The sequence below is a fragment of the Candidatus Symbiopectobacterium sp. NZEC135 genome, assembly GCF_025962695.1.
Map to the genome: position 1 here is coordinate 1 of NZ_JAGFPF010000027.1, position 25,737 is coordinate 25,737.

At 53.4% G+C, this 25,737-nt stretch carries 20 protein-coding genes and 1 tRNA gene; 13 read left to right on the forward strand and 8 right to left on the reverse strand.

Annotation, left to right across the window (positions count from 1 at the left end; genetic code table 11):
• Nucleotides 1-243: 243 nt before the first annotated feature.
• Nucleotides 244-1,710 (forward strand): hypothetical protein, encoded by a 1,467-nt coding sequence (locus tag J5224_RS14055; protein WP_264625963.1) that lies wholly within the window; start codon nucleotides 244-246, stop codon nucleotides 1,708-1,710.
• 68 nt (nucleotides 1,711-1,778) lie between these two features.
• Here the strand turns inward: J5224_RS14055 and J5224_RS14060 are convergent, their stop codons facing one another.
• Nucleotides 1,779-2,759 (reverse strand): MDR family oxidoreductase, encoded by a 981-nt coding sequence (locus J5224_RS14060; RefSeq protein WP_264625964.1) that lies wholly within the window; start codon nucleotides 2,757-2,759, stop codon nucleotides 1,779-1,781.
• A gap of 202 nt (nucleotides 2,760-2,961) precedes the next feature.
• The gene (locus J5224_RS14065) at nucleotides 2,962-3,618 is read right to left on the reverse strand and encodes a TetR/AcrR family transcriptional regulator (RefSeq protein ID WP_413544677.1); all 657 of its coding nucleotides are present in this window, start codon (nucleotides 3,616-3,618) and stop codon (nucleotides 2,962-2,964) included.
• A 211-nt stretch (nucleotides 3,619-3,829) separates the two neighbouring features.
• Between J5224_RS14065 and J5224_RS14070 the strand changes: the two genes are divergently transcribed.
• Together J5224_RS14070 and J5224_RS14075 are read left to right on the forward strand one after the other, a co-directional pair.
• Nucleotides 3,830-4,225, forward strand: coding sequence for a DUF2946 family protein (locus J5224_RS14070; protein ID WP_264625966.1), 396 nt, complete (start codon nucleotides 3,830-3,832; stop codon nucleotides 4,223-4,225).
• Between the two features lie 207 nt (nucleotides 4,226-4,432).
• Nucleotides 4,433-6,430, forward strand: coding sequence for a TonB-dependent copper receptor (locus tag J5224_RS14075; protein WP_413544678.1), 1,998 nt, complete (start codon nucleotides 4,433-4,435; stop codon nucleotides 6,428-6,430).
• On the opposite strand, the gene J5224_RS14080 is transcribed toward J5224_RS14075, so the two are convergent.
• The 3 genes from J5224_RS14080 to J5224_RS14090 all read right to left on the reverse strand — a co-directional run bounded on the left by J5224_RS14080 (nucleotide 6,427) and on the right by J5224_RS14090 (nucleotide 9,527).
• The gene (locus J5224_RS14080) at nucleotides 6,427-7,299 is read right to left on the reverse strand and encodes a LysR family transcriptional regulator (RefSeq protein WP_264625967.1); all 873 of its coding nucleotides are present in this window, start codon (nucleotides 7,297-7,299) and stop codon (nucleotides 6,427-6,429) included. The genes J5224_RS14075 and J5224_RS14080 overlap by 4 nt on opposite strands.
• Nucleotides 7,300-7,377: 78 nt before the next feature.
• Entirely contained in the window at nucleotides 7,378-8,649 is a 1,272-nt protein-coding gene (gene glyA / locus J5224_RS14085) for a serine hydroxymethyltransferase (protein WP_264625968.1), read from the reverse strand.
• Between the two features lie 56 nt (nucleotides 8,650-8,705).
• Entirely contained in the window at nucleotides 8,706-9,527 is an 822-nt protein-coding gene (locus tag J5224_RS14090) for a YggS family pyridoxal phosphate-dependent enzyme (protein WP_264625969.1), read from the reverse strand.
• 124 nt (nucleotides 9,528-9,651) lie between these two features.
• Here J5224_RS14090 and J5224_RS14095 point away from each other — a divergent pair, with 124 nt between their 5' ends.
• The 9 genes from J5224_RS14095 (at nucleotide 9,652) to J5224_RS14135 (ending at nucleotide 21,553) form a co-directional block, all read left to right on the forward strand.
• Entirely contained in the window at nucleotides 9,652-11,148 is a 1,497-nt protein-coding gene (locus J5224_RS14095; RefSeq protein WP_264625970.1) for a PLP-dependent aminotransferase family protein, read from the forward strand.
• A gap of 109 nt (nucleotides 11,149-11,257) precedes the next feature.
• Complete coding sequence (locus tag J5224_RS14100; protein WP_264625971.1) at nucleotides 11,258-11,656, forward strand: rhodanese-like domain-containing protein; 399 nt, start codon at nucleotides 11,258-11,260, stop codon at nucleotides 11,654-11,656.
• Between the two features lie 111 nt (nucleotides 11,657-11,767).
• The gene (locus tag J5224_RS14105) at nucleotides 11,768-12,397 is read left to right on the forward strand and encodes a response regulator transcription factor (protein ID WP_264625972.1); all 630 of its coding nucleotides are present in this window, start codon (nucleotides 11,768-11,770) and stop codon (nucleotides 12,395-12,397) included.
• 7 nt (nucleotides 12,398-12,404) lie between these two features.
• Nucleotides 12,405-13,931 (forward strand): MASE1 domain-containing protein, encoded by a 1,527-nt coding sequence (locus tag J5224_RS14110; RefSeq protein WP_264625973.1) that lies wholly within the window; start codon nucleotides 12,405-12,407, stop codon nucleotides 13,929-13,931.
• A 100-nt stretch (nucleotides 13,932-14,031) separates the two neighbouring features.
• The gene (uhpC, locus tag J5224_RS14115) at nucleotides 14,032-15,354 is read left to right on the forward strand and encodes an MFS transporter family glucose-6-phosphate receptor UhpC (RefSeq protein ID WP_264625974.1); all 1,323 of its coding nucleotides are present in this window, start codon (nucleotides 14,032-14,034) and stop codon (nucleotides 15,352-15,354) included.
• 30 nt (nucleotides 15,355-15,384) lie between these two features.
• A complete protein-coding gene (locus tag J5224_RS14120) occupies nucleotides 15,385-16,416 on the forward strand; it encodes an ABC transporter substrate-binding protein (protein WP_264625975.1) in 1,032 nt (343 codons plus the stop codon).
• A gap of 72 nt (nucleotides 16,417-16,488) precedes the next feature.
• Nucleotides 16,489-18,570, forward strand: coding sequence for an ABC transporter permease (locus tag J5224_RS14125; protein ID WP_264625976.1), 2,082 nt, complete (start codon nucleotides 16,489-16,491; stop codon nucleotides 18,568-18,570).
• 16 nt (nucleotides 18,571-18,586) lie between these two features.
• A complete protein-coding gene (gene fbpC, locus J5224_RS14130; protein WP_264625977.1) occupies nucleotides 18,587-19,678 on the forward strand; it encodes a ferric ABC transporter ATP-binding protein in 1,092 nt (363 codons plus the stop codon).
• A 234-nt stretch (nucleotides 19,679-19,912) separates the two neighbouring features.
• Nucleotides 19,913-21,553, forward strand: coding sequence for an EAL domain-containing protein (locus J5224_RS14135; protein WP_264625978.1), 1,641 nt, complete (start codon nucleotides 19,913-19,915; stop codon nucleotides 21,551-21,553).
• Nucleotides 21,554-21,568: 15 nt separating this feature from the next.
• Here J5224_RS14135 and J5224_RS14140 read toward each other — a convergent pair whose 3' ends face one another.
• The 3 genes from J5224_RS14140 to eptB all read right to left on the reverse strand — a co-directional run bounded on the left by J5224_RS14140 (nucleotide 21,569) and on the right by eptB (nucleotide 24,284).
• The gene (locus tag J5224_RS14140) at nucleotides 21,569-22,099 is read right to left on the reverse strand and encodes an Ail/Lom family outer membrane beta-barrel protein (RefSeq protein WP_264625979.1); all 531 of its coding nucleotides are present in this window, start codon (nucleotides 22,097-22,099) and stop codon (nucleotides 21,569-21,571) included.
• 321 nt (nucleotides 22,100-22,420) lie between these two features.
• Nucleotides 22,421-22,497, reverse strand: a tRNA-Pro gene (locus tag J5224_RS14145).
• 107 nt (nucleotides 22,498-22,604) lie between these two features.
• On the reverse strand, nucleotides 22,605-24,284 hold the full coding sequence (eptB, locus tag J5224_RS14150; RefSeq protein WP_264625980.1) for a kdo(2)-lipid A phosphoethanolamine 7''-transferase: 1,680 nt from the start codon (nucleotides 24,282-24,284) through the stop codon (nucleotides 22,605-22,607).
• Between the two features lie 790 nt (nucleotides 24,285-25,074).
• Between eptB and gmk the strand changes: the two genes are divergently transcribed.
• A complete protein-coding gene (gmk, locus tag J5224_RS14155; protein ID WP_264625981.1) occupies nucleotides 25,075-25,698 on the forward strand; it encodes a guanylate kinase in 624 nt (207 codons plus the stop codon).
• Nucleotides 25,699-25,737 lie beyond the last annotated feature (39 nt).

Below are 25,737 nucleotides of genomic sequence, written 5' to 3' on the forward strand. Positions count from 1 at the left end.
GATGTTCTGCCAATGTCCAATACCGTCGGTTATTTGCGCCCTTTTCTGCTGGATAAGCAAAAAGCATTGGTCTGTGGAGGATAATGCCCCTGCTGTCAGTGACAGTCATAAGTTCACTCAGCGTGGGGAAGCGTATTTGCTATCCCCAACGATGCCAAAACTAGAAAATTGAATTTTGAAAGAAATTAAGGAGGTTATGTCATTCATTACGGGCTCATTTCTCACATCGCATAAGGATGCGCCATGTTTAGTCCTATCCCATCTCCGCCAACCTCTCTGTCCCTGAAAACAGAGCAATATAATCCCCGCGATAACCAATATGCCGATAACGAACCGAGTTCCTCTCGCAAAAACATCACGGAAAATCTTAGTCGTGTTGCAAACAATGCGGAAACATACACACAGCATCAAGAAAAAAAAACCGCAGATCCTGCCTGCAAACTAAAAAGCTTGATAACTTACATTTCCATCGCCGAAGGGCAACATTTGAGACACCTGAGAAATTTTGTGGATTCCTCTTACAATATTTCAGATGTTATTAATAATAAGCAACAGGTTATTCTGCAACTGAAAGACATCTACTCAGAAGCGTATCTCAATAAATCCATTGCGGGTCCTTGTGAAGATATGGATGAATTAATAAATACCTTCAACAAAGAAAAACTGTATGAAAAATTTCATTTCATTGACCTGTTCTCCATTTATGATTACGGTAAGGATGGCTATATAGAGATCAATAAAACCTTATTAGCCCTTCCACCAGGTGCTCCCAGACCGCCACATATTGACCAACTGGCATTAACCCTACACCACTTGGCCATGAAGCAAGCCGATGATGATGAGAGTTTCAGCAATGCCGTTCCCTTGTTCAGAGGGGAAGTAAGAAAAAGTGAATATTTTCATAATATTGAAGAAGGTGGCATTTTTTCCTCACCCCAGTTCCTCAGTACTTCTGACGATCAAGACGTTGCTGAATCCTTCCTCGGTGATAAAGGTGCACTAAAACAGGGAGAAATAAATGTACTTTATACGATAGAGGAAATCACACCTTACTCCGGTGTATTTCTATCAAAGATCATGAATGATAAGGAAAATGAATTTCTATTCCTCCCTGATATAAAATTCATCATTACAGGAAAAGAGTATAACCAAGAAGAAAGCACCCTCAACGTGACGATGCGGCAATTACCTATCAGCAAGCATGTTTTTTTCGAGCAGCTAAATGCATTAATAAAAAAAACAGTATTCGCCGGTGATTTTACAAAAAAAATGCACGATATTACATTCAACAGCCCTGGTATAGACCACCGAAACAGTGACACCTATAAGGCAACAGTAAAAACGCCAGACCAAGCAATGAATTTATTACATAAGACAAATAACGAGGCATCGATACGTGCTAAAAACGCAGTTAAACACATGCTGGATAATATAAGTTATGAAGCAACAACAAGTAAGAAAATCAAAACAGATGAGGCAATAAAGCCGCCTGCATCGTCACCGCTCACTGAGCAAGATAAAAACAGGGAAATAGTGCACAGGTTGAAAAAGATAAAAGCCTTCAGGATTGAATTAGACATGGAGAGGTTAGAACAGCGGCTCAGTGCTATCCGACAGTTTAATCTCGACAGCTATGCAGCAGAGCAAGGTGGAGGAGCGAGTAGCGAACAAGGTATGCCATTGCCTTCGCCACCGCTGCCAAAACAGTAACCCCGGCAGGGCGTCAACCAAGGTATCTGGCCCTCCCGATAATCAAGCGGGCCAGTCATATCAAGCTATCAGCACTTAATCACGGCACGGCCGCGCACCTTGCCCGCCAATAAGGCTCCGGCAACATCAATGGCCTGCGTCAACGGGTACTCCGTCGTTAACGCAGCCAGTTTTGCCATTGGCAGGTATTTGCAGGCTTTTTCCCACAGTACCGGACGTTTTTCCGTACTGACCATCACGCTATCGATCCCTTGCAAGGTCACATTGCGCAAGATAAACGGCGCAACGCTTGCCGGGAGATCCAACCCTTGCGCCATGCCACAGGCAGCCACAATGCCGCCGTACTGAATGCTGGCGCACACGTTAGCCAGCGTATGGCTGCCCACGGTATCCACCGCTGCCGCCCAGCGCTCTTTTTGCAGCGGTTTACCCGGTGCACTCAGTTCAGCACGATCGATAACCTCACTCACCCCGACGTCATTGCGCAGCCAGTCAGCCTCTGCCGGACGTCCTGTGGAAGCCACCACCTGATATCCCAACTGGGCCAAAATAAGCGCCGCACAGCTGCCTACGCCGCCGCTGGCACCGGTGACTAGTATCGGACCGTCCTCCGGTTTCACTCCGTGGTTTAACACGGCCTCGACGCAGAGCATCGCGGTAAACCCAGCGGTACCCATCGCCATCACATGTCGGGCGTCTGAACCCTGTGGTAACGGTGCCAACCACTCAGCGCTCACCCGCGCTTTACCCGCCAGGCCGCCCCAGTGTTTTTCCCCAACGCCCCATCCGGTCAACAGCACCTTGTCACCGGCTTTGTACGCTGGGTTAAGGCTTTCTGTTACTGTGCCAGCGAAATCGATTCCGGGTACCATCGGAAATTTACGAACGATAGGACCGCGCCCCGTGATAGCGAGCGCATCCTTGTAATTGATGGAGGAGTAGTCGATGGCGACAGTCACGTCACCTTCCGGCAATGCACTTTCCTCTTGTGCCACCAGCGCCGCATGATAATGACCTTCAACCTTGTCGATCACGATTGCATTGAACATGTAAACCTCGTCTCCGTATCGTTCTCCTCGCGGGGAACGCAGCCGTAAAATTCACCCAATTAATTATTGACCGATCGTCTATAAATTAATAATACGGTAACCGTCATCACATTACGTTTCAAGCAAAGCGTAGCGACCCGTATTGAAGAGTGAGAAAAGTTTGTTATTTATCAATTTCACGGCGGTGAAAAACACGCTGCTGTCAGCGCGATATTTCATTATCCGAGTGATAACCAAGGGCATGGGAAAAGAAGTACCAGAATTCATTCAGCGGTTGTGCGGATTGGTATAGCTTGGCTCTCATCACCGCCCCTTCCCAGCCGCTCCAGAACATCTCCGCCAACTGTTCGGGTGACGTGACAGTGCGGATTTCACCTGCGATCAGTGCCTCACGCAAGCAGGCTTCCACCAGCCCTTGCCACGCCTTGAGAATCTGCTGCAACTGCCCTCGGAACGCATCAGGCAATCCGGGCGTTTCCTGCATCAAATTCCCCACCAGACAACCCCGAGTGAAGGCGTATTTCTGCATGCCTCGGCCTGCATCTGCCACAAAATGGCTGAGCCGCTTCATCGGCGTCGCGGAAGCATCCGACAGAAATTTATTCAGCTTGTGTTGAAAGAAGCTGTCATAGGACGCAAGCACCGTTCGCCCATAATCCTCTTTATTTTCAAAATAGTAATAAAAAGAACCTTTGGGAACACCACCGTTTTTCACGATGGCATCAATGCCGGTGGAGAGAAAGCCGTTTTGCGTCAGCAACGCCAACCCGCTGCGAATCAGCACGTCGCGCGTGTCCTTATAGCTCGTATCCGTTTTTGGCGGCCGACCTCTACCGCGTGGCGCAATATCCGTACTCACATTAGCCTCCTGAGATCCAACGGCTAAAATCATACACCCATGACCCTCATTTCACTATGACCGGCAAGGAGGGGCGCTGTCTGATACGGCAAGGCTCAACCCAGTATGACATAAAGCAAGAAATCGATAATATAAGATAATATTTCTCATTCTCATCAATGTTCCTGCGATAAACTACACCTCTGTTTCCACTCTGGTTTCACTGGCACCGATGATGGTTTCACACGCAACGGCACAAAAAAGCGCAGCCTGCCTGGCATTACTGGCAGTGCTACTGCTGTTTGTCGCTCCGGTGATATCAAAGGGGCGCGCCGAGCGGATGCCGTTACCGCAAACGCACCAAATGGCAATCAATCATCACAGCGCAATGCCTGCGGCACATCATCACGCCGCCATGATGCAGGAAGAAGGGTTCGCCTGCGGCTACTGTGAACTGCTGGTGCATGTGCCCTTTATCGTCGGTATCTTTATCCCTCTGGTGTGGCTGATGGTCCTGTTAGCACGGGCACCGCCGCTACCCCGCGTTTTACCGCCACGTTGCCCTCCGCTTGATGTCACGCATCTTCCGCGTGCGCCACCACGCTTTCATCTGTCCCCCACAGCATAAATTTCCTTTTCCACAGTAACCGGTTATCGGATTAACACCGTGGACACGTCGTGCCCGTAATGTTCGCGCTTATGGGACGGGGAGATTTCATCGCGTTCGAAAAGCGCATCCGCCTTTTCGCAACAGCATACCTTTTTTATCCACCGGGATCAGGTGGCTCCCGATCGTGGCGTTTGTCATACGAGCGATCGAAGACAGGTGAAAATAATGAACAAAACTAAAATGTTAACCACATCACTGGCGGTGTTTTGCACCTTACCGCTTCAGGCCACGGCCAGCGAAGAAAGCACACACCACCATGATGAAGGGGATGTAATGACGGTGACGGCTCCGGTCTATTCGCCGTTAACCATAGTGACCTCCCCCAAAACGCCGCGCCAACCCGTCCCCGCCAGCGATGGGTCGGATTATCTGAAAACCATCCCCGGCTTTAGTCAAATTCGCAATGGCGGTACCAACGGAGATCCGGTGTTTCGCGGTATGTTCGGATCGCGTTTGCGGCTGCTCACCAACGATGGCGAAATGCTCGGTGCCTGCCCGGCGCGTATGGACGCCCCCAGCTCTTATATTTCGCCGGAAAGTTACGATGTACTCACGCTGATCAAGGGGCCACAGAGCGTGCTGTGGGGGCCGGGTAACTCCGCGGGCACGCTGCGCTTCGAGCGGTTACCGCCCCAGTTCACGCAGGCGGGTGTCAAAGGAAATATCAGCCTGCTGGCCGCCTCCAACCGCCGCTCGGATCAAAATGCGGATATCAGCGTCGGCAACGAACAGGGTTATCTGCGACTGGCCGGCAATAAATCCCGCGCGAATGACTACAAGGACGGTGACAACCGCCGCGTGCCCTCAAAGTGGGATAAGTGGAACAGCGATATCGCACTGGGATGGACACCGGATAAAGATACCCTGCTGGAACTCTCCGCCGGCAAGGGCGATGGCGAAGCGCGCTACGCGGGGCGCGGCATGGATGGCTCGCAGTTTAAGCGCGAAAGCCTGGGTCTGCGTTTTGAAAAGAGCAACATTGGCACCCTGCTCGATAAGTTTGAAGCCAGCGCCTATTACAACTACGCCGACCACGTGATGGATAACTTCAGTTTGCGCACGCCGAGCAGTATGTCGATGGGCGGCATGAGGATGTCGATGCCGATGGCAATGCGTCTGGATCGCCGCACCGTCGGCGGCAGGATGATGACCACCTGGCTGTGGCAGGATTACCAACTTCAAACGGGTGTCGATACCCAGTTGAATACTCACCGCAGTTTGGACAACGGCCGTTGGGATAAAGATGCCCGTTTCCACAATTACGGCCTGTTCGGTGAACTGACCTGGGAGGCCAGCGCACAAAACAAGGTTATTGTCGGTACCCGACTGGATCGCGCGCAGGTCGATAACTTCACCACAGCAGAACAACCCAGCCGCAGCGCCACGCTGCCTGCGGGCTTCCTGCGCGTAGAGCATTCCGTCGCCTCGCTGCCGTTGATGGTCTATGCCGGGGTAGGCTACACCACGCGTTTCCCCGATTACTGGGAGCTGTTTTCACCCACTTACGGGCCCGGAGGCAGCGCCAGCGCATTCGATAACCTGAAAACGGAGAAAACCACCCAGTTGGATATCGGCGCACAATACAAAGGTGAGCGATTGACAAGCTGGGTCTCTGCCTATGTGGGTCGGGTGAATGATTTTATTCTGTTTCGCTACGATGCCAACAATGCCCGCATAAGCCAGGCGGATAACGTCAATGCACTCACCATGGGCGGTGAAACTGGCTTGAGCTATCAGTTGACCGATCATTGGAAAACCGATGCCAGCCTGGCATATTCCTGGGCCGAAAACCGTTCAAACGGTCGACCACTGCCACAAATTCCACCGCTGGAAACGCGCTTAGGGCTCTCCTGGGAATCTGGCAACTGGAGCAGCGGTGGCTTGCTGCGGCTGGTCAGCAGCCAGAATCGGTTAGCGGTGCATGAAGGCAACGTGGTCGGTAAAGATTTTGGCAGCAGCAGCGGTTTCGCCATCTTCTCTGCCAATCTGGCGTATAAGGTCACCGAGCAGGTGAAAGTCAGCGCAGGCGTCGATAACCTGTTTAATACCGCCTACAGCGAGCACCTGAATCTGGCAGGTAACAGCAGCTTTGGCTACTCCTCCAATACCACCGTGAATGAACCGGGAAGAACCTTCTGGGGAAAAATTAACGTGACGTTCTAACCCCATGCCAATGCCGGCGGCACGCTTGCCGTCGGCAATGAGAGCAACATATTGAGCGCCGCGATATCTTGCTCAGAGAGTAAGGGGTTTTTCATCACCAGATACACATCCAGCGCATCCCTGAAATCCGGTACTACCGTCAGGTGGTGCGCATCAGCGATCGCTTGCGACACCATACCCACGCCGCCCCGACTTTTCATTAATGACATACTGACTTGTTCACTGCCGGAATCGTAAACCGCTTTCCCCTGTACCCACGGCTGATGCAGAGCAACAAAGCGATCGAACACTCGGGAATAAGCGCACTCGGCCACCGGTTTAATCAACGGTGCCTGTGCAAGCAGGGTGCCCGGCGCCATCGCGGCCACGATCGGCACCTTCAGTGCGTCAATCAGGTACATGGGGTCATCACAGTGCGCCGGACAACCGATCACCACCGCCATATCGGCATCGCCACTGGCCAGCTTGGTCAGGTTTTCCGGCGATTCAGAACTGCTGAATACGATACGGTAACCGTGCAGCGTATCCATCATAAAATTCATGATGCAGTGGTTAATATCCAGTGAAAACGTGCTGTTCAGCGCAATATGCAGCGTGGTGGGCGCATGCTGGCGCAGTTGATCCACCTTGCGTTGCAGTTGCTCAGCCGTTCTGACCATTGCCGTGATTTCTGGCAGCATCTGCTGACCCTCCGGGGTCAGCGACACACCCTTGTTGGTACGGTTGAGCAACCGCAGCCCCATGTGCTGTTCCAGTTTTTTGATTTGCGCTGCCAGCGCCTGAACCGTTAGACAAGCGTCATCCGCCGCCGCCGTCAGCGAACCTAACTGGACGATTTTTAAAAAGTGCTTCAGTACTTTGCTGTCCATACGCCACCCGGCTGCCTTAATGCTCCCGTTATAGCAGCCGCCGTTATTCTTTTCAACGCAGCGCACGGTGTACATAGACTATCGGTACACCGGATGGCAACAGCACAGATCCACCACCTGCTTACGCACCCGATCGCGCACCGTCCTCTGCGTGCTTTCGTCGTGTTCCAACGCATCCAGCACATCGCACAGCCAGCCGGCCAGTTGCTCGCATTCGGTGACGCCAAAACCGCGCGTGGTCACTGCCGGTGTGCCAATGCGCAGCCCAGAGGTGACAAACGGCGAACGGGGATCATTCGGCACGGAGTTTTTATTCACGGTGATATACGCATCACCCAGCGCCGCATCGGCCTCTTTGCCGGTGTAAGCACGATCGGAAAGGTCTATCAGCATCAGATGGTTATCCGTGCCGCCCGAGACAATCTTGTAGCCACGCTGCTGCACCACCGCCGCCATGGCGCGGGCATTGGTCACCACCTGGCGCTGGTAGGCGGTAAACTCAGGGCGTAGCGCCTCCTTGAACGCCACAGCCTTGGCAGCGATCACGTGCATCAACGGCCCGCCCTGAATGCCGGGGAATACGGCAGCATTGAGCTTCTTGTAAAAATCCTCACTCTGCCCTTTGGCGAGGATGATGCCACCGCGCGGGCCGCGCAGGGTTTTATGGGTGGTACTGGTGACTACGTGAGCATAGGGTAATGGATTCGGGTATTCCCCCGCCGCGACCAGACCGGCAACGTGCGCCATATCCACCCAAAACACCGCACCGACTTTATCGGCGATAGCGCGCATCCGCGCCCAGTCTTTGTGGCGCGAATAGGCAGAAAAACCGCCGATCAACATTTTCGGACGGGTTTCCAGCGCAATGCGCTCCATCTCGTCATAGTCGATAAGCCCGGTCTCGGGATCGAGCCCATAGGGCACAATGTTGTAGTGACGGCCCGAGAAGTTGGACGGATTGCCGTGTGTCAGGTGCCCCCCCTGCGCCAGGTTCATGCCCATGACGGTATCACCGGGGTTGATGAGTGCCAGAAACACCGCCGCATTCGCTTGAGCGCCCGCATGAGGCTGCACATTGGCATAATCGCAGTCGAACAGCGCCTTGGCGCGCTCGATGGCTAACCGCTCCGCCACATCAACAAATTCGCAGCCGCTGTAATAACGCTTGCCAGGGTAACCTTCGGCGTATTTGTTGGTGAACACCGAATTTTGGATAGCCATGACTAGCGGGCTGGCGTAGTTCTCAGAAGCAATCAGTTCGACGTGCTCTTCCTGACGGCGTTCTTCATTCAGGATGGCATCCGCCAGTTCAGGATCGACATCGGTCAGGGTAAGGGAAGCGTCATACATGGCAAGGTCCTCTCAATTAAAATAGTGGTGTTCAATGCATCAATGGCAGAGCGGTATTATTGCGATACTTCTCCGGGCCAAAAATGGCTGTCAGGCAGCGCGCGCGCACCGAAGATGGCCTGTCCAACGCGCACTACGGTGGCCCCCTCTTCGATCGCTATCTCAAAATCGCCCGACATCCCCATCGATAACGCATCCAGCGCAATCGTTGCAGGAGCGCTCTGCCGCAAGCGGTCGCGCAGGGTGCGCAACAGCACAAAGCATTCGCGTACACGCTCCGCCTCACTGGAAAAGCGCGCCAGCGTCATCAATCCACGCACCCGTAATGCCGTGAACGCAGGCAGTGCCTGAATAAATGCCGGTACATCCTCGGGCGCAAGGCCATATTTGCTCGCTTCACCGGAGGTGTTAACTTGCACAAACACATCCAGCGAGCGTCCTTCATGTTGCAAACGGCGATCCAGCGCTTCGGCGAGTTTCAGGCTGTCCAACGCCTGAAATTCGGTGGCGAAACGCGCCACCAGCCGAGCTTTATTGGTTTGCAAATGGCCGATGACCGACCAGTGCAAATCGCTCAGATCCTGCATGGCCTCCCACTTGCCCAACGCCTCCTGCACCTTGTTTTCACCCAGCATGCGGCACCCCGCCGCATACGCCAGTCGCAGGTTGCTTTCGGGTTTGGTCTTGCTGACTGGCAGCAGGCGTACCGTGGCAGGATCGCGCCCCACGCGGTGGCAGGCCGCCGTGATACGCGCCTGCACCGCCGCCAGATTGTGTCGGAAATCCTCAACGGTCGTGGCCTCAGGATAAAGGCCGTGGCGATCGTGATGGGTCTGCGTGCTCTCAGGCAGCGATGCGTGTGAAGTAGAAGATGACATGACCTGACGTTAACTCCTGAAAAAGGGAACAAACGGGTTGTAGCGCGTAGCGGTTGTACCCAGTATTTATAGCGCTAAAATGGCATGAATCACCCCACCAATTAACCAAAGAGACGCAGACCAATTGTTCAAACATGCTCAGCTTGAGTCGGTCAAAGCCTGGATCGGCGATCCGGCACAGCGCACCCTGCCGCTGCACGTGCGCATACAGCGGGCAGTACGCCAGTTGATCCTTGATGGCGTTTTAGATGTGGGCAAGCCATTACCCGCATCGCGCGCGTTAGCGACATCGCTGGGCGTTTCCCGCGACACCATTGAATCGGCTTACGGACAGTTACACGCGGAAGGTTTTATTGAACGGCGAGTGGGCAGTGGCAGTTTTGTCTCTGAACGGACACGGCGTTTGCCGGGTCGCGGTAAACCTCGGCGCGCGCAGGCGGATAGCGAGACGCCGCGCCTGAGCCAGCGTGGTAGCGCCATGTTTCAGGGCGGCGGCGTGCGCGATTTTCTTATCTCTCGCCCTTTTGCTCCGGGCGTGCCGGAAACGCGCAGTTTCCCACTTGCCGTCTGGGAGCGGCTGGAACGGCAGGTGTTGAAAGAATATGGCACGCGGGCATTGCTGCACAGCCCACCGCAAGGCATGGAGCCTCTGCGTCGGGCGATTGCCAATCACGTTAATCTGGAGCGCGGCGCGCGTGCAGCACCCGAGCGGGTGCTGATACTGACCAGTTCCCAGCAGGCATTGACGCTGTGTGCCCAAGTCTTGCTCGATGTGGGCGATAAAATTCTTCTCGAGGACCCGGCTTATCACGGCGCACGCAAAGCGTTCGATGCGGCGGGCCTCATCAGCGTACCCGTACCGCTGGATGCCGATGGCGTAAGAGTGGACCAGCTGTTTAGCGCCGCTGCCGCGTCAGACATCTCGCCCAGAGCGGTGTTCCTGACGCCGTCACACCAGTTTCCTTCCGGTGCAACGCTGTCTCTGGACAGGCGGCTGGCCGTCATTGAGTGGGCCAGACAACACCAGAGCTGGATCATTGAGGACGATTACGACAGCGAGTTCCACTATGCGGGCAAGCCCACCGCCTGCGTACAGGGGCTGGACCTGCACGAACGCACGATCTACATCGGCACCTTCACCAAATCCCTGTTTCCCGGCCTGCGTATCGGCTACATGGTGTTGCCGCCGTCACTGGTGGCTCCCATGACCGTGGCCCGCACCCTGCTGGACGGCCACAGCGCCCCCATCCCCCAACTCACTCTGGCGCGCTTTATCGAAGATGGCCACTTTGGTGCCCATGTCCGCACTATGCGCCTGCTGTATGCCGAGCGTCGCGATGTGTTGGCGCGACTGGTGCGACAGCACCTAGCGGATGTTGTGGAGCCCTTGGTGCCCAGCGGCGGCATGCAGATGCCCTGCGTGTTTATCCGCGATATCCCCGAACGAGAGGCCGTTGAGTGCGCTCGCCAGGCGGGTGTTGACCTGCTCGGGCTCTCGACGCTCTCCGCCTTGCATCAACACCGCACTGGCTTTCTGATGGGATTCGCCGCCCATACGCCCTATGAACTGGAGATCGCCGTGAAGACGTTGGCAAGCGTCCTCAAAAAAAACTTCATATGACTGAAAAACAATTGAATTTACCGCATTAACAGACCTGCTATTTTCCCCCTATGGCAAGGGCACCTATCTGCACTCGTTGTGCTACATCACGTCATAAAAGGGGAAAAACATGTCTATCACTGAGCAAATTAACTACTACCAGCAAAAATTGACGTTCGAAATTGACGCCGCCGATCTGCACGCAGCGCGCCAGCAAGGCAGGAACCTGGTGGTGGTTGATGGTCGGCAACACAGTTATTATCAGATCGAACATATTCCCGGTGCCGTCAATCTGCCTCATCGCTCACTCTCGTTTGACACCACCACGGGATTGGACAAATCGGCACTCTATATTTGCTACTGCGACGGTATTGGCTGCAATGGTTCGACACAGACCGCGCTTAAGTTGTTAATGCTGGGGTTTGAAGTCAAAGAACTGATTGGCGGACTGGACTGGTGGAAACGGGATGGCTACCCCACAGAAGGCAGTCAGGGGCAGGCAGAACGCCCTTCGCTGTGCGGCTGCTAACCCCAAGCCCGGCAAATAGTGTTAACCCTCCGACAATTTATCGATTGCTGGTTGCTGTAACGGTGTTTTCCTGCGCATGATGCAGAAAGTTTTCATGACTGTTGCAACAACATGATTAATGTAGCCCTGATTGACGACCACGTCGTGGTACGTTCCGGTTTTGCCCAATTGCTTTCACTCGAGCCTGATATGCAGGTGGTCGGGCAATATGCCTCGGCCGCCAGCGCCTGGTCGTCACTGTTGCGCATGAATATCGATGTGGCGGTGATGGATATTGATATGCCCGATGAGAGCGGGCTGAACCTGCTGGCACGTTTGCGACAAAAACGCCCGGATTTTCGCGCCATTATCCTCAGCATCTATGACACTTCAGCGTTTGTGCAAAGCGCGCTGGATGCGGGCGCGCGCGGTTATCTCACCAAACGCTGTGGCCCGGAAGAGCTGGTGCAAGCGCTACGCGCGGTGCACGCGGGCGGCACTTATCTGTGCGCCGATGCGATGCGCGCGTTGCGCCATCCACCGCAAAAATCAGATGCCTTGCATGAATTAACACCGCGTGAGCGCGAGGTGTTCGATCTGTTGGTGGCGGGGGTGAGCGTCAAAGCCATTGCCGAGCGCCTGGCGCTGAGCCATAAAACCGTGCACGTGCACCGCGCTAACGTGCTTGGCAAGCTGCAATGCGAATCCACCATTGAGTTGGTGCACTTCGCCCTGCAACACCATCTGATTAATAAAGCGTAATACTGCCATGTCTGCACTACGGCGCTGCGGATTGATGCTGTTTCTGGCGCTGTTTTATGGCTTGAGTTGGTTGGCGCTGTGGACCATCAGCTTCTACCTCAATGATAACGGTCAGCAGGCGGCATTGTTATTGCCCCAGGGGCTACGTCTGGCGTTGCTGATTCTACTAACACGCCGTTACTGGCCCGTGATCATCGGGGTAGAAACTGCCCTGCTGTTCTGGCTGCACACGCAGCAACTGCAAACCCAGTGGGTCATTCTGGCATCGGTGTGGGTCAGCCTGCTGCCCGCTTGGCTGACCCACAGCCAATGGCATCGCTACACGTTGTACTGGCAACGGCTCTTGCTGCTGCTGATCGCGATTTCTCTCAACAGCCTGTTGCAAATGGCGCTGCCCGGTGCCGGTTTGCCTTCGCCACTGACCCATACGTTGCTGGCAAGCCTGACCGGCGGCGTGCTGCTGATTCCGTTTATCTATCTGATCTATGAGTATCTCAAGCAGCAACACTTGCAAAATCTGTTGGCGCAAAACCTCTCCAACCCACCGTTACGTACCTCGCTATTGGTCTGGTGTTCGCTGTTTTTCTCACTGGCGGTGGGCGTGCAAATTTCGTTGTCGCCGGATGTCGAGCGCTTACTGTTGATTGTGGTGTTTTTGCCTAACGTGGTGATGGCCTATGCCTTTGGCTGGCAAGGCGGGGTGCTGGCGGCAATACTGGGTAGTTTACTCATTACCATCACCCGCCAGATGAGCGGCGCGTTTCATGACATTATCGAACTGGAGCTGTTTCTCTCCACGCAGGCGCTGCTCGGCATTGGTCTGGGTATCGCCATCAGCCGTCAGCAGCAACTCGCCCAGCGCCTGAACCGCTATCGCCAACGCCTGGAGCAAGAGCTGAACAGACGGCGTCAGTTGATGCAACGTTTGGTCTCCACCGAAGAAGAGATTCGCAAGGACATCGCGCGCGAGTTGCATGATGACATCGGGCAAAACATCACGGCCATTCAGATACAAGCAGCGATGATCACCCGCCGACCGGAACCGTTGCTGACCACGCAGGCCGCCGCGCAAATTACCCAACTGGCCCAACGCGTGCACCACACCACGCGCCAACTGCTACGTCAGTTACGCCCGCCGGTGCTAAACGAGATGTCATTGGAAAAAGCACTGCACCATCTGGCAGATGAGTTTGCTTTTGCGCAACGCGGCATCGATTTCCGGCTCGATTATCGCCTGCCGCAGCCGCCAACGGACGATACCGTGGTGTTTACCCTTTATCGGTTGGTGCAGGAACTGCTCAATAACATCAGCAAACATGCCAATGCGCGCCGGGTGCGCGTTCGTCTGACACCGCTGCCCGGCATGCTGATGTTGGAAGTCAAAGACAACGGCATCGGCATACCGGAACAGGTGCAGGAAGGCTTCGGCTTACGTGGCATTGAAGAACGCGTGCATGCGCTGGGCGGCGAATGGATGTTACAACGACGTAAAGGAACACGCATAATTGTTAAGTTGCCCACAAATTTGCCTTAAAGGTGGCTTGAACTAGGAATAATTCCTATCGGGTTACTACCTTATCTCATCCGCTGACTGCACGGCTTTCCTACACTCCCTTCAACCGCTGGAGAACCTCATGAGCGCAGACCCTATCAGTATCACCGCGCAATACCGCTACTGGCGCGGTCGTTTGCTGATTTCCATGGTGGTGGGTTACGCCGCGTTTTATCTCACCCGGCGCAGTGTCACCTTCGCCATGCCCGTCATGCAGGTGGAACTGGGACTGGATAAAGCGGATATCGGTCTGCTCGGTACGTTGTTTTATCTGGCGTATGGCGGTTCAAAATTTGTGTCCGGCATGGTGCATGACCGCATAGGCGCACGCTGGTTTATGGGCGTCGGCCTGCTGATGACCGGCGTGCTGAATATCGCTTTCGCGTTCAGCGCTTCCCTGCCCGCGCTGTTGCTGGTCTGGACGCTAAACGGGTTCTTTCAGGGATGGGGGTGGCCACCGTGTGCCAGGCTACTGACTCACTGGTATTCGCGCAATGAACGCGGATTGTGGTGGGGATGCTGGAACACCTCGATCAATATTGGTGGTGCCGCTGTCCCTCTGCTCTCCGGCGTACTGGCCGCCAGCCAGGGGTGGCAAGCCGCACTGCTGATACCGGGCGCAGTAGCCATTGTATTGGGTGCCCTGCTTTGCCGCCAACTGTGCGGCACGCCACGGGAAGAAGGGTTGCCCACCGTGGGGCAATGGCGGCGCGATCCGCTGGAGTTACGACAAGAGCAACAGAGCCCGCCCATGAGTTTGGGGCACATGCTGAACCGCACCATTTTGCGTAACGGCATTATCTGGATCCTCGCGCTCTCTTATGTGCTGGTGTACCTGATTCGCATCGCACTGAATGACTGGGGCAATTTGTGGCTGACAGAAAGTCACGGCGTTCAGCTCCTCAGCGCCAATGCCACGGTGATGCTGTTCGAGTTGGGGGGATTGTTCGGCGCGCTGTTTGCCGGATGGGGCTCAGACCTGCTGTTTCGCGGCCAGCGAGCACCGATGATTTTGCTGTTCTCGCTGGGATTATTTCTCAGCGTAACCGCCATCTGGCTGGTGCCTATTCACCATTACGCGCTGCTGGCGGTGAATTTTTTCAGTATCGGTTTTTTTGTTTTTGGCCCTCAGATGCTTATTGGTCTGGCGGCCACGGAGTACGCCCATAAGGAAGCCGCAGGAACCGTTACCGGATTTCTTGGCTTGTTCGCTTATCTTGGGGCCGCATTGGCAGGGTGGCCGCTGGCACAGTGGATGCAATTCTACGGCTGGTCCGGCTTCTTTGCCTTACTGACACTGGCGGCAGCCTGTGTCGGGCTGTTGCTGATGCCGTTAATGATGGCGGGCACCAGCCGTTCGCAAATGCATCCGTCTCGGGGGCCAAACGCTTCAGGCCCGCCCTGACGCTTTTACCATTGATAATAAGGAAGCATTATGAAACTTTCTCTTCTCTCTGCCCTTATCGTTACCGGGATCGCAGCGGCCACGCTGTCCAGTGCAGCACAAGCCAAAGGCCGCCTCGTGGTGTATTGCAGTGCCACCAATGCGTTTTGCGAAGCAGAAACCAAAGCGTTTGGTGAGAAATATGACGTACAGACCTCCTTCATCCGCAACGGTTCAGGCAGTACGCTGGCAAAGGTAGAAGCGGAAAAACGTAACCCGCAAGCCGATGTATGGTACGGCGGCACGCTCGATCCGCAGTCACAGGCCGGTGAAATGGATCTGCTGCAGCCTTATGTCTCCCCTGAACTGGCGAATATCATGCCGCAGTTCCGCGATCCGGCGAAACGCAAAGGCAATTACTCCTCTGCGGTCTACATCGGGATTCTCGGCTTTGGCGTCAACACCGAACGTTTGAAAGAGAAAAACCTGCCAGTACCGCAATGCTGGAAAGATCTCATCAACCCTATCTACAAAGGGGAAATCCAGATTGCCGACCCACAAAGTTCTGGCACCGCCTACACCGCATTGGCTACTTTTTCTCAGCTGTGGGGTGAAGATCAGGCGTTTGATTACCTGAAAAAACTCAATGCCAACGTGTCGCAATACACTAAATCGGGTATTGCCCCGGCACGTAACGCCGCTCGTGGTGAAAGCGCCATCGGCATCGGCTTCCTGCACGATTACTCCCAGGAAAAAGAGAATGGCGCACCGCTGCAACTGGTATCACCGTGCGAAGGCACCGGCTATGAAGTGGGTGGCGTCAGCATCCTGAAAAATGCGCGTAACCTGGAGAATGCCAAACTGTTTGTCGATTGGGCGCTGTCAAAAGAAGCCCAAGAACTTTCCTGGCAGAAGGGCCAGTCCTATCAGATCCTGACCAACACCAAGGCCGAAGCATCACCGCTGTCGCTCAAGCTCGAAGAGCTGAAATTGATCAATTACGACATGGATAAATACGGCGCGGAAGATGTGCGTAAAGCGCTGATCACCAAATGGGTGAATGAAGTCAAGATGGGCAAATAAGCCCACCGCCCCGGCATAAGCCGGGGCTCCCCCATCACTATTGTGACTCTTGGTCAACTCAGAGGGAAATCCATGTCTCACTCACTCGCCTCGGCTCAACGCCCGCAGGCACTGGACGCCATCTTTCTCTGGCTCGCCGTTATCCCGCTCTCGTTCGTGCTGATGCCGGCATGGAGCTTGGATTACGGTCTGTTCGGTGCCACCCGGGAAGAAGTGCTGCACGCATACGGCTGGTCTGGCATCAACATCAGCCTGTTGTGGCTGCTGTTACCCTGCGCGCTGTTACTGCGTCCTCGTACCCCCGCCTCACGTAAACAGCGAGGTCGTCACCTGTTTGATGCCGGCTATGCCCTGTTTTGCATGCTGTTTATGCTGCTCAGCGCGACCGTGGTTGGACAGGGCATGGGCTATGCCACCATCGGGATCTTTATCGCGTTAGGCGCTGTCATGACGCTGGCGATGGCGCGCCTTGAATGGCTGGGCGGCGATCGCTTCGTCATCGGCTCACTGATAACCATCATTGTGCTGATCGGTATCTTTATTCTCTACCCCAGTATTGCCATTTTTATTCCGATGTTTACCAACAGCGCAGGGGAATTCGTGCCGTTGGGTTTTATGACGGTGTTAGGGCAATCGCATATTCTCCGGGTGATCTGGAACTCCTTCCTGCTCGCCATGGCCGTTGGCTTTGGTTGTACCTTCTTTGGGTTGGTGCTGGCGATTTACACCTCGCGTATTGCCAAGCGTACCGCCATTGTCGGGCGCGTGTTTTCCATTCTGCCCATTGTCACACCGCCGTTTATCGTCGGGCTGGGCGTAACGCTGATGATGGGCCGTTCCGGCTATGTGACTGAGCTGATGGTGTCCTGGTTCGGGCTGACCAACACCAACTGGCTGTACGGCTTCACCGGCATCTGGATTGCACAGGTGCTGGCCTTTACCCCGATGGCCTTTATGATCCTCGACGGGGCAATAAAGAGCATTCATCCGTCGCTGGAAGAGGCTTCCTACACGCTGCGTGCCAATCGCTATCAGACCTTTAACCGCATCTTCCTGCCCTTGCTGAAACCGGCGCTGGCAAACGCTTTCCTGATCGTCATCGTGCAGTCTCTGGCCGATTTCAGTAACCCACTGGTGCTAGGGGGCAACTTCGACGTGCTGGCGACGCAGATTTACTTCTACATCACCGGTGCACAGCTGGATTATCAGGCTGCCAGTACGCTGGGCGTGATTCTGCTGGTGTTTTCGCTGGTGGTATTTTGTATCCAGTATCTGTGGATAGGAAAACGTTCTTACGTCACCATTTCCGGCAAATTCAGCCGGGGCGATGTGCAACCGCTGCCGCGCCTGATGGTGTGGGGTGTCACCTTTATCCTCATTGCCTGGGTAGCGTTTAACGGTCTGCTGTATGGCAGCATTTTCTACGGCAGCTTCACCGTTAACTGGGGCGTGGATTACACGCTGACGCTGCAAAACTTTATCACCCTGTTCGGGCAAGGTTTTAGCGACGGTGCCTGGCCTTCACTGCTCGATACGCTGCTCTATGCCGGGATCGCCGCGCCTATCACCGCGCTGTTTGGCCTGTTGATTGCCTATATCGTGGTGCGCCAGCAGTTTCGCGGAAAAAAAACCATCGAGTTCACCACTATGCTCTGCTTTGCCGTACCGGGCACCGTGGCGGGTATCTCCTATATTCTGGCGTTCAACAGCGCACCCATTTATCTGACAGGCACCGCTGCCATCGTCATCATCTCTATGGTGATGCGCAACGTGCCGGTGGGGATTCGCGCCGGTATCGCCGGGTTGGGCCAACTGGACAAATCGCTGGACGAAGCGTCACTCAGCCTGCGCGCTGGGGCAATGCGCACTATCGTCTACATTTTACTGCCGCTGCTGCGTCCGGCCATACTTTCCGCGTTGATCTACAGCTTTGTGCGCGCCATTACCACCGTCAGTGCCATCGTGTTCCTGGTGACACCGGACACGCGCGTCGCCACCGCCTATATCCTGAACCGCGTCGAGGACGGCGAATACGGGGTGGCTATCGCCTACGGCTCTATCCTGATCGTGGTGATGCTGGCGATCATTTTCCTGTTTGACTATTTGGTTGGCGAATCTCGCACCGCCCGCTCCAAAGCCAAAAACGCACAATAATCAGAAGGTGACTATCGTGAATACTGTATTAACCCAACACGCCACCGCTGAAGCAGAGCAGGCACCGCGTAAAAACTTCGTTGAGCTCAAAGGCGTGACAAAACGTTTTGGCACCAACACCGTGCTGGAAAATCTCGATCTGGCGATCCCGCAGGGTCATATGGTGACACTGCTCGGCCCGTCCGGCTGCGGCAAAACCACCGTGCTGCGGCTGGTGGCCGGGCTGGAAAAACCCAGTGAAGGCCGCATCTATATCGACGGCGAAGACGTGACCGATCGCTCCATCCAGCAGCGTGATATCTGTATGGTGTTTCAGTCCTATGCGTTGTTCCCCCACATGTCGCTGGGGGAGAATATTGGCTACGGCTTGAAGATGCTCGGCCGACCCAAAAGCGAAATCCGCGATCGGGTCAATGAAGCGCTGGCGCTGGTGGATTTAGAAGGCTTTGCCGATCGCTATGTCGATCAGATCTCCGGCGGCCAGCAGCAGCGCGTCGCGTTGGCACGCGCATTGATTCTCAAACCTAAAGTGCTGCTGTTCGATGAGCCGCTGAGTAATCTGGACGCCAACCTGCGGCGCAGCATGCGGGAAAAAATCCGCGAATTGCAGCAGCAGTTTAACATCACCTCACTCTACGTCACCCACGACCAAAGCGAAGCCTTCGCCGTGTCTGACAGCGTGCTGGTGATGAATAAAGGTCACATCATGCAGATGGGGTCGCCGCAAGCGCTATATCGTCAGCCCGCGTCACGTTTTATGGCAAGTTTTATGGGCGAGGCCAATATTTTTCCGGCACAGCGGCAGGGTGATAGCGTAGAAATCTTCGGTTATCGCATTCCCAAACCGGCGCATTTTGGCACGGAAAGCGGGGCATGCACCGTGGGCATCCGCCCCGAAGCCATTACGCTGAATACACAGGGTGATGAAAGCCAGCGCTGCTCGGTGCACCATGTGGCTTACATGGGATCACAGTATGAAGTGAGCGTCATCTGGCACGGGCAATCACTGCTGCTACAGGTAAATGCCACCCAGCTACAACCGAACGTGGGTGACGACCTCTACTTGCAGATTCACCCTTACGGCATGTTTATTCTCAACGAAGGCTAACGTTTGCCGACCCCTTCAGGGAGCCCACTCGAGGCTCCCTTTTTTTCATCTTTTGCTTTCAAAACAATTTCCGATCGGTTTACAGCGGATTGATATACTTAAACGACGTGTAGACACATTTATGTCGCGACGCGTTTCAGCGAGTGCAGCCAACACACATGCAACTTGAAGTATGACGGGTATATACGCCACAACAGGCAGAGTCATATCTACGTGGTACCGAGGAGTAGTAACGTGAGTCCACAGCATAAACGCGCGCAACAACGGGGCCGCTGGCTGATTCTTTGCGCCGGTGTATTCCCATTACTATTGGTATTACTTTTCACCTTTGTCGAATCACGGCAAATCGTGCAGCGGGATCTGCAATCCACAGCAAACCTGGCGCTCGATCAGGCGGAAAGCATTACCACTCGCGCTTGGTCACTATTGGAAACCTTGCAGCCACTGCAAGGAAAACTCTGTGAGGATATCAGAGACGATCTCCAACGGCTCAGCGCGCAATTCGCTTATTTTCGCGCTATCGGTCTGACCTATGACAAGAGCATTTACTGCTCTTCTCTGTTTGCCCATAACGATCTGGAAATCAGCGATGTGATCATGATGCCGCTTCCGGCCAAATTGCCTCCCGCCTGGAGCCTCTCCGTCGATCAGATCAAAGATGCCGACATCAGCCCAACGCTGATTTTTATTCGCACGCCAGACGATGGCTGGGGCGCTTTTGGTCTGGTTGACGCACAATATCTGGTGACGTTAATGAATGCTGTCAACAAGCTGCGCGGCTTTCACCTGAACATCAGGGTGGGTGATGGCGATTTGATTCATCCCAGTGCCACCAGCGTACCGCCTCAGCCTGAATGGCTTTCTGGCGTCGAATATCACATCACATCGGAACGTTTTCCCATTGTTGTCTCCATTACCGCTCCCGCCACAGAAATGGGCAAGGCCTGGCAGTTTGCCTTTCTGACGCTGCTGCCGCTCACACTGGTACTTTCCGCGCTGTTTATTCTGGCCGCACTGTATTGGCAAAAACGCAAACTTTCCTTTCAGGACGAATTACGCCGTGGCATCACCAACAATGAGTTTTCTGTCTACTATCAGCCGGTTTACGGTACTGAAGCGCAACGCTGCACTGGCGCAGAAGCTCTGCTGCGCTGGCGGCGTGCCGATGGACAGTGGATTCGCCCGGATGTGTTTATAGCCGCCGCAGAAGCGGAAAATATGATTATCCCGCTGACGCGCCATTTGTTGAAAATGGTGGAGGAAGACGTTGCCAGTTGGCATATTGAGCCGAATTTTCATCTGGGCTTGAATGTGTCAGCTGAGCATCTGCAAGACAGCGAATTTATCGCCGATATCCGCCAGTTTGCGGCGAATGTGGCAGCCCACCGCTTTTTGATAACGTTAGAACTGACCGAGCGCAGTCTCATTAGCGAAGGGCCGGAAGTGGCGCAACGCTTACAACAGCTACGTCAGGAGGGCATACATGTCGCGATTGATGATTTTGGTACCGGCCACTGTTCTCTTTCTTACCTGCAAAGCTTCCCACTCGACTATTTGAAAATCGATCAGGGGTTTGTTCGCACCATTTCATCACAGGAAGAAGAGACGCCGATTTTAGATACCATTATCAGTCTCGCTCACCGTCTCAACTTGAAGATCGTGGCTGAAGGGGTGGAAACCTCGCGCCAGCTTCACTACCTGACACAACACGGCGTGGGCTACATCCAGGGATTTTTATATGCCAAACCGATGGATAATGAAAATTTTGCCGTGTGGCAGCATTACCACGCCAAGCGTAAGTTTACGCCTGACGACGCGCATGCTCTGACAGATTTTCCGGAAGGAAAGGAAACACCGAAGTCCACTTCGGCGTAATCACGCGATTCAGGATCAGAAGCGATAGCCAAGGCCGATATTGAATCCGTTGAGTTTCATATCTTTAAAGGCTGCGCCTTCATAGCCAACATCGATTGTCCAATTTGCCGCTGGCGCTATCTGGACACCGGCACCATAGGCAAAAGTATTTGCGCTGAGTTTATGAGATTCATTATTTCCAGTAACGTCGTATCCCTTGGCTTTCAAATGTAACGCCCCTGCTAAGCCATACAGGCTCACAAATTCGTTAACGCGAAAGGAGGGCCCCACCAGCAGCGCATAATACTGCAAATTTATTTTCCCTGAGCCTTCATGATCACTGATTTTTTTATCACCATCCATATAGGTTAGCGAGCTGATAAAACCTAATGAACCATCGGGCTGATAGTGATATTTCGCTGTGACACCGTGGATATTTTTAAAATCAGTCACTTTTCCATGAGAATAGCCCAAACTGATGGTATGCATATCTGCCTTAGCGATAACACAACCGCCCATTGCCGCCAATACCACAGATAATGCCAATAGCTTTTTGTTGATATTCACTTTCACACGCTCCATTTATGATATGTAACATCCCAAAGACAGAGCGTAAAGTGTCAGCTGACGTCTTGCGTGTAAATCAGTGAAATACCCCAGCAAGAAATCAGGTCAATTATTATCAAGCGCTTATAAAATATATTTTATTATGCTTTCGGATATAGTTTTGTTTTCTATAAAAAATGAATAATGCAATAAGAGATTGTACAAAAAAAGCAAACAGAACCTATTTGAACAAAATAGCAGGCGAAAAAAAACGGCAGATGATGTCATCTACCGTTTTCTTATCGTTCCACCTGAAAGGTATCAGGCAAAACGGAGGGAATTTGGTCGGCGAGAGAGGATTTGAACCTCCGACCCACACGTCCCGAACGTGTTGCGCTACCAGGCTGCGCTACTCGCCGAATGCGGGGCGCATCTTACTGCGCCCTCCAAAAAGCGTCAATCCCTTTTTGATAAAAGAGCACGCTCGGCGCGTGGTTGACGCGAAAACGCACAGACCCCTATCCCATCAACGCGACGGTAACGCACACCAGTTATTACTGGCATTGATGCCGCCGTCGGTCGAACGATAGCCCAGGCAGCCCAATATGGAATCAAATAACTCCTCATGGCGGTGTGTCGCTCCTACCCGCTGTTGCGCTTTCAACTGTTCAAACAACTGCGTATTTTGCGGCTGTGCCAGAAATTTGTCTGACGCCCAGACCAGCATGGGTGAGCGGAACTGTTCCGGCGGCGCAACATCACGCGGCGTACCGTGCAAGTGGTAGTTTTCGTCGATCGATTCACCGTGGTCTGAGGCATAAAACACCAGCGCTTTCTTGTCACGTACCTGATCCAACACATTTTTAATAAAGGTGTCGGTGTACAATACGCTGTTATCAAACGCGTTAATCAGCTGTTCACGAGAGCAAGATGCATCCACGCCCATACATTCAGGCTGATAGCGCGCATAACTGCGCGGATAGCGCATGGAATAAAGATAGTGGGAGCCTTTGGTGTGCAGCACGATCAAATGCTTACCCTTGGGATAGCGCGCTAATGACCCCTTCACCTCGTCGACCAATAACATGTCGTCGACAGATTTGCCTTCATTGTGCTCTTCAGAAGCAATCATTTCGCGAAATGAATAGTTGTTGGCATTAATGCTGTTATAGAACCAGACCTCACTTTGCATCGCGAACAGTTCTGAAGTGAATCCTAAAGAACGCAGCACATTGAAAATATTTTGTTCTTTCAACGTACGTTGTGGGTTGTTTTCAGCCCCGCCTTCACGCACGAACATGCAGCGCATGGACAGTTTGGTTGAGGTATCACAAGATTGACCGCGGAACGCCACCAGATTGCGCTCTTTTGACAGTTGCGGAGTGGTATCACGCTGATAGCCTAGCAGCCCCATATGATCCCAGCGGGCCGTTTCCCCCAGGATAAAAACCACATAGGTATCCTCAATGCCAGCAGGAGCGACGTAGGTAAAATTTTTAGCGGGGTCGAACAGCTCCGCCGCATCCTGGCTTTCATCATATTTCGTGTAAGCGAACAGCCCCAACGCCGAGATCCAGTTGGACGGCAAATACGAGTGCGCAATAACACCCCCATAGCTAGGCAAATCAATGTTGGTTCGTTTTTCCATGCGCTTTTGCTCGGTTCCCATATATTCCATGGTGCCCCACACCAGCGCGACGACAGCAAGCAGAATAGCCAGCGGTTTTATACGTTTCCCAGGCGTTTTTAATTGTTCGATAAGGGTATTGCGCAAATCAGCTTTCCAGATGATCGCCAAAGGTATGGCGCTGACGCAAAGCGTCCAGACCATAAATTGCCAGCCGATCACCTCCTTGGACAAATCAATATCCGTGGTCATCACCGCTGCAATGATTCCGTAGCCAATAACTACATTAAAAAATGTCATATAGTAACTGGCAGCAACAGAAATCAATACTAATAGTGAGGCTATAAGCCGGTAGAAATAGCGCCCACCCAGTGAGATCAACCGCATCAGGAAAAAGGTGAACAGCACGCTGAGCGATAACTCAATCATCGCGGGCAGAAATTTGGCAAGGGTGGTTCCAGAAGGGGACGCGATATCATCAAAGCGGCGGTAATAGACGGAGACGTTGAGAAAAAAGCCAATATACACGGCGAGAAATAACGACAAAGCAGACTGCGAAAAAGAGGTAATCACCGACATTTTACTGTGGCTCCAGCATAAACCAAGGCTTCTTTAAAAGAATTAGGACACAAAAATAATTGATGAGTTCATGAATAATATACTTTTTTAACACTTTCCTTGGTTTTCACGAACGCGTTATTGCTAAACGTAAACACCGCTAATGCTTTATTGGACACACCCGTTAGCACATAACACGCTGCACCAGCGATAAGATAAGACCGGGGATAGCCCTTTATCGTTGCAATGATATCTTATGAATGCAGCGGATAGTTTTCGTTCCTTGCTTAATCCAGCGCGTTATTATTTTCACCATTTGAAAAGAGTGTCGGTGAGGTATTGGCTTTTTTGTCGTGCCAGGCGCGGACTCAAGCCTTCTTTCCAGCCGATGCCACCAAGAGTATCGATCCCAGCACACTGAAAAACGCTTTTCCTGAGCCACATGCGTCACGGCTCGCACGCTGGGGTCAGTTATCGATGTTCGCACCAGCATCGTCAATGATTGCAACAGCACCAGGAAAAACAGCACGGTGCCGTATTGGAGAACAAATTGTCTCATAAGCGCATCCTTGTACGTTTCTGCCGTTATGCTGGCACACACCAAAACGCCTCAGAAACCAAAAAACGCGCGAAAAATGCTGAGCGCATGAAAATTTAAGCAAACTATCGAAAGCGATCACGGATCAGGTCATTACACGATGTGCCATCAGGTAACGCGACGGTAAAGATTAGTGCGTGTATAATGCAAAATTCGCACAAGCGCGACAGTCAACCGATTCCATCACATTCACGATATATTACGTTCATCACTATGGCTCAAGGCACGTTATACATTGTTTCCGCCCCCAGCGGCGCGGGAAAATCCAGTTTAATAAATGCGTTACTGAAAACGCAGCCGTTGTATGACACCCAGGTGTCGATTTCCCACACCACCCGCGCCAAACGCCCGGGGGAAAACCACGCAGAACACTATTTCTTCGTTTCTGTGGATGAATTTAAGCGTATGATTCAGGAAGATGCTTTCCTTGAGTACGCCGAAGTGTTTGGCAATTACTACGGTACGTCCAAAGCCGCCATTGAGCAGGTGCTGGCAACCGGCGTAGATATTTTTCTGGATATCGATTGGCAGGGCGCAGAGCAAATCCGCCACCGGATGCCGCAGGCGCGCAGTATCTTTATTCTGCCGCCGTCCAAAGAAGAGTTGGGGCGCCGTCTGCGCGGACGCGGCCAGGACAGCGATGAGGTGATTGCGCGACGTATGGCGCAAGCGGTGGCTGAAATGACACACTACGCGGAATACGATTATCTGATCGTCAACGATGATTTCAATCTGGCACTGTCCGATCTGAAAACCATCATCCGTGCTGAACGCCTATTGCTGAGCCGCCAAGCATTGCGGCATGATGCATTAATCACCAAACTATTGGCAGACTGACATCACTTTCAGTATGATGCGCAGTCATTTTATTTCCTG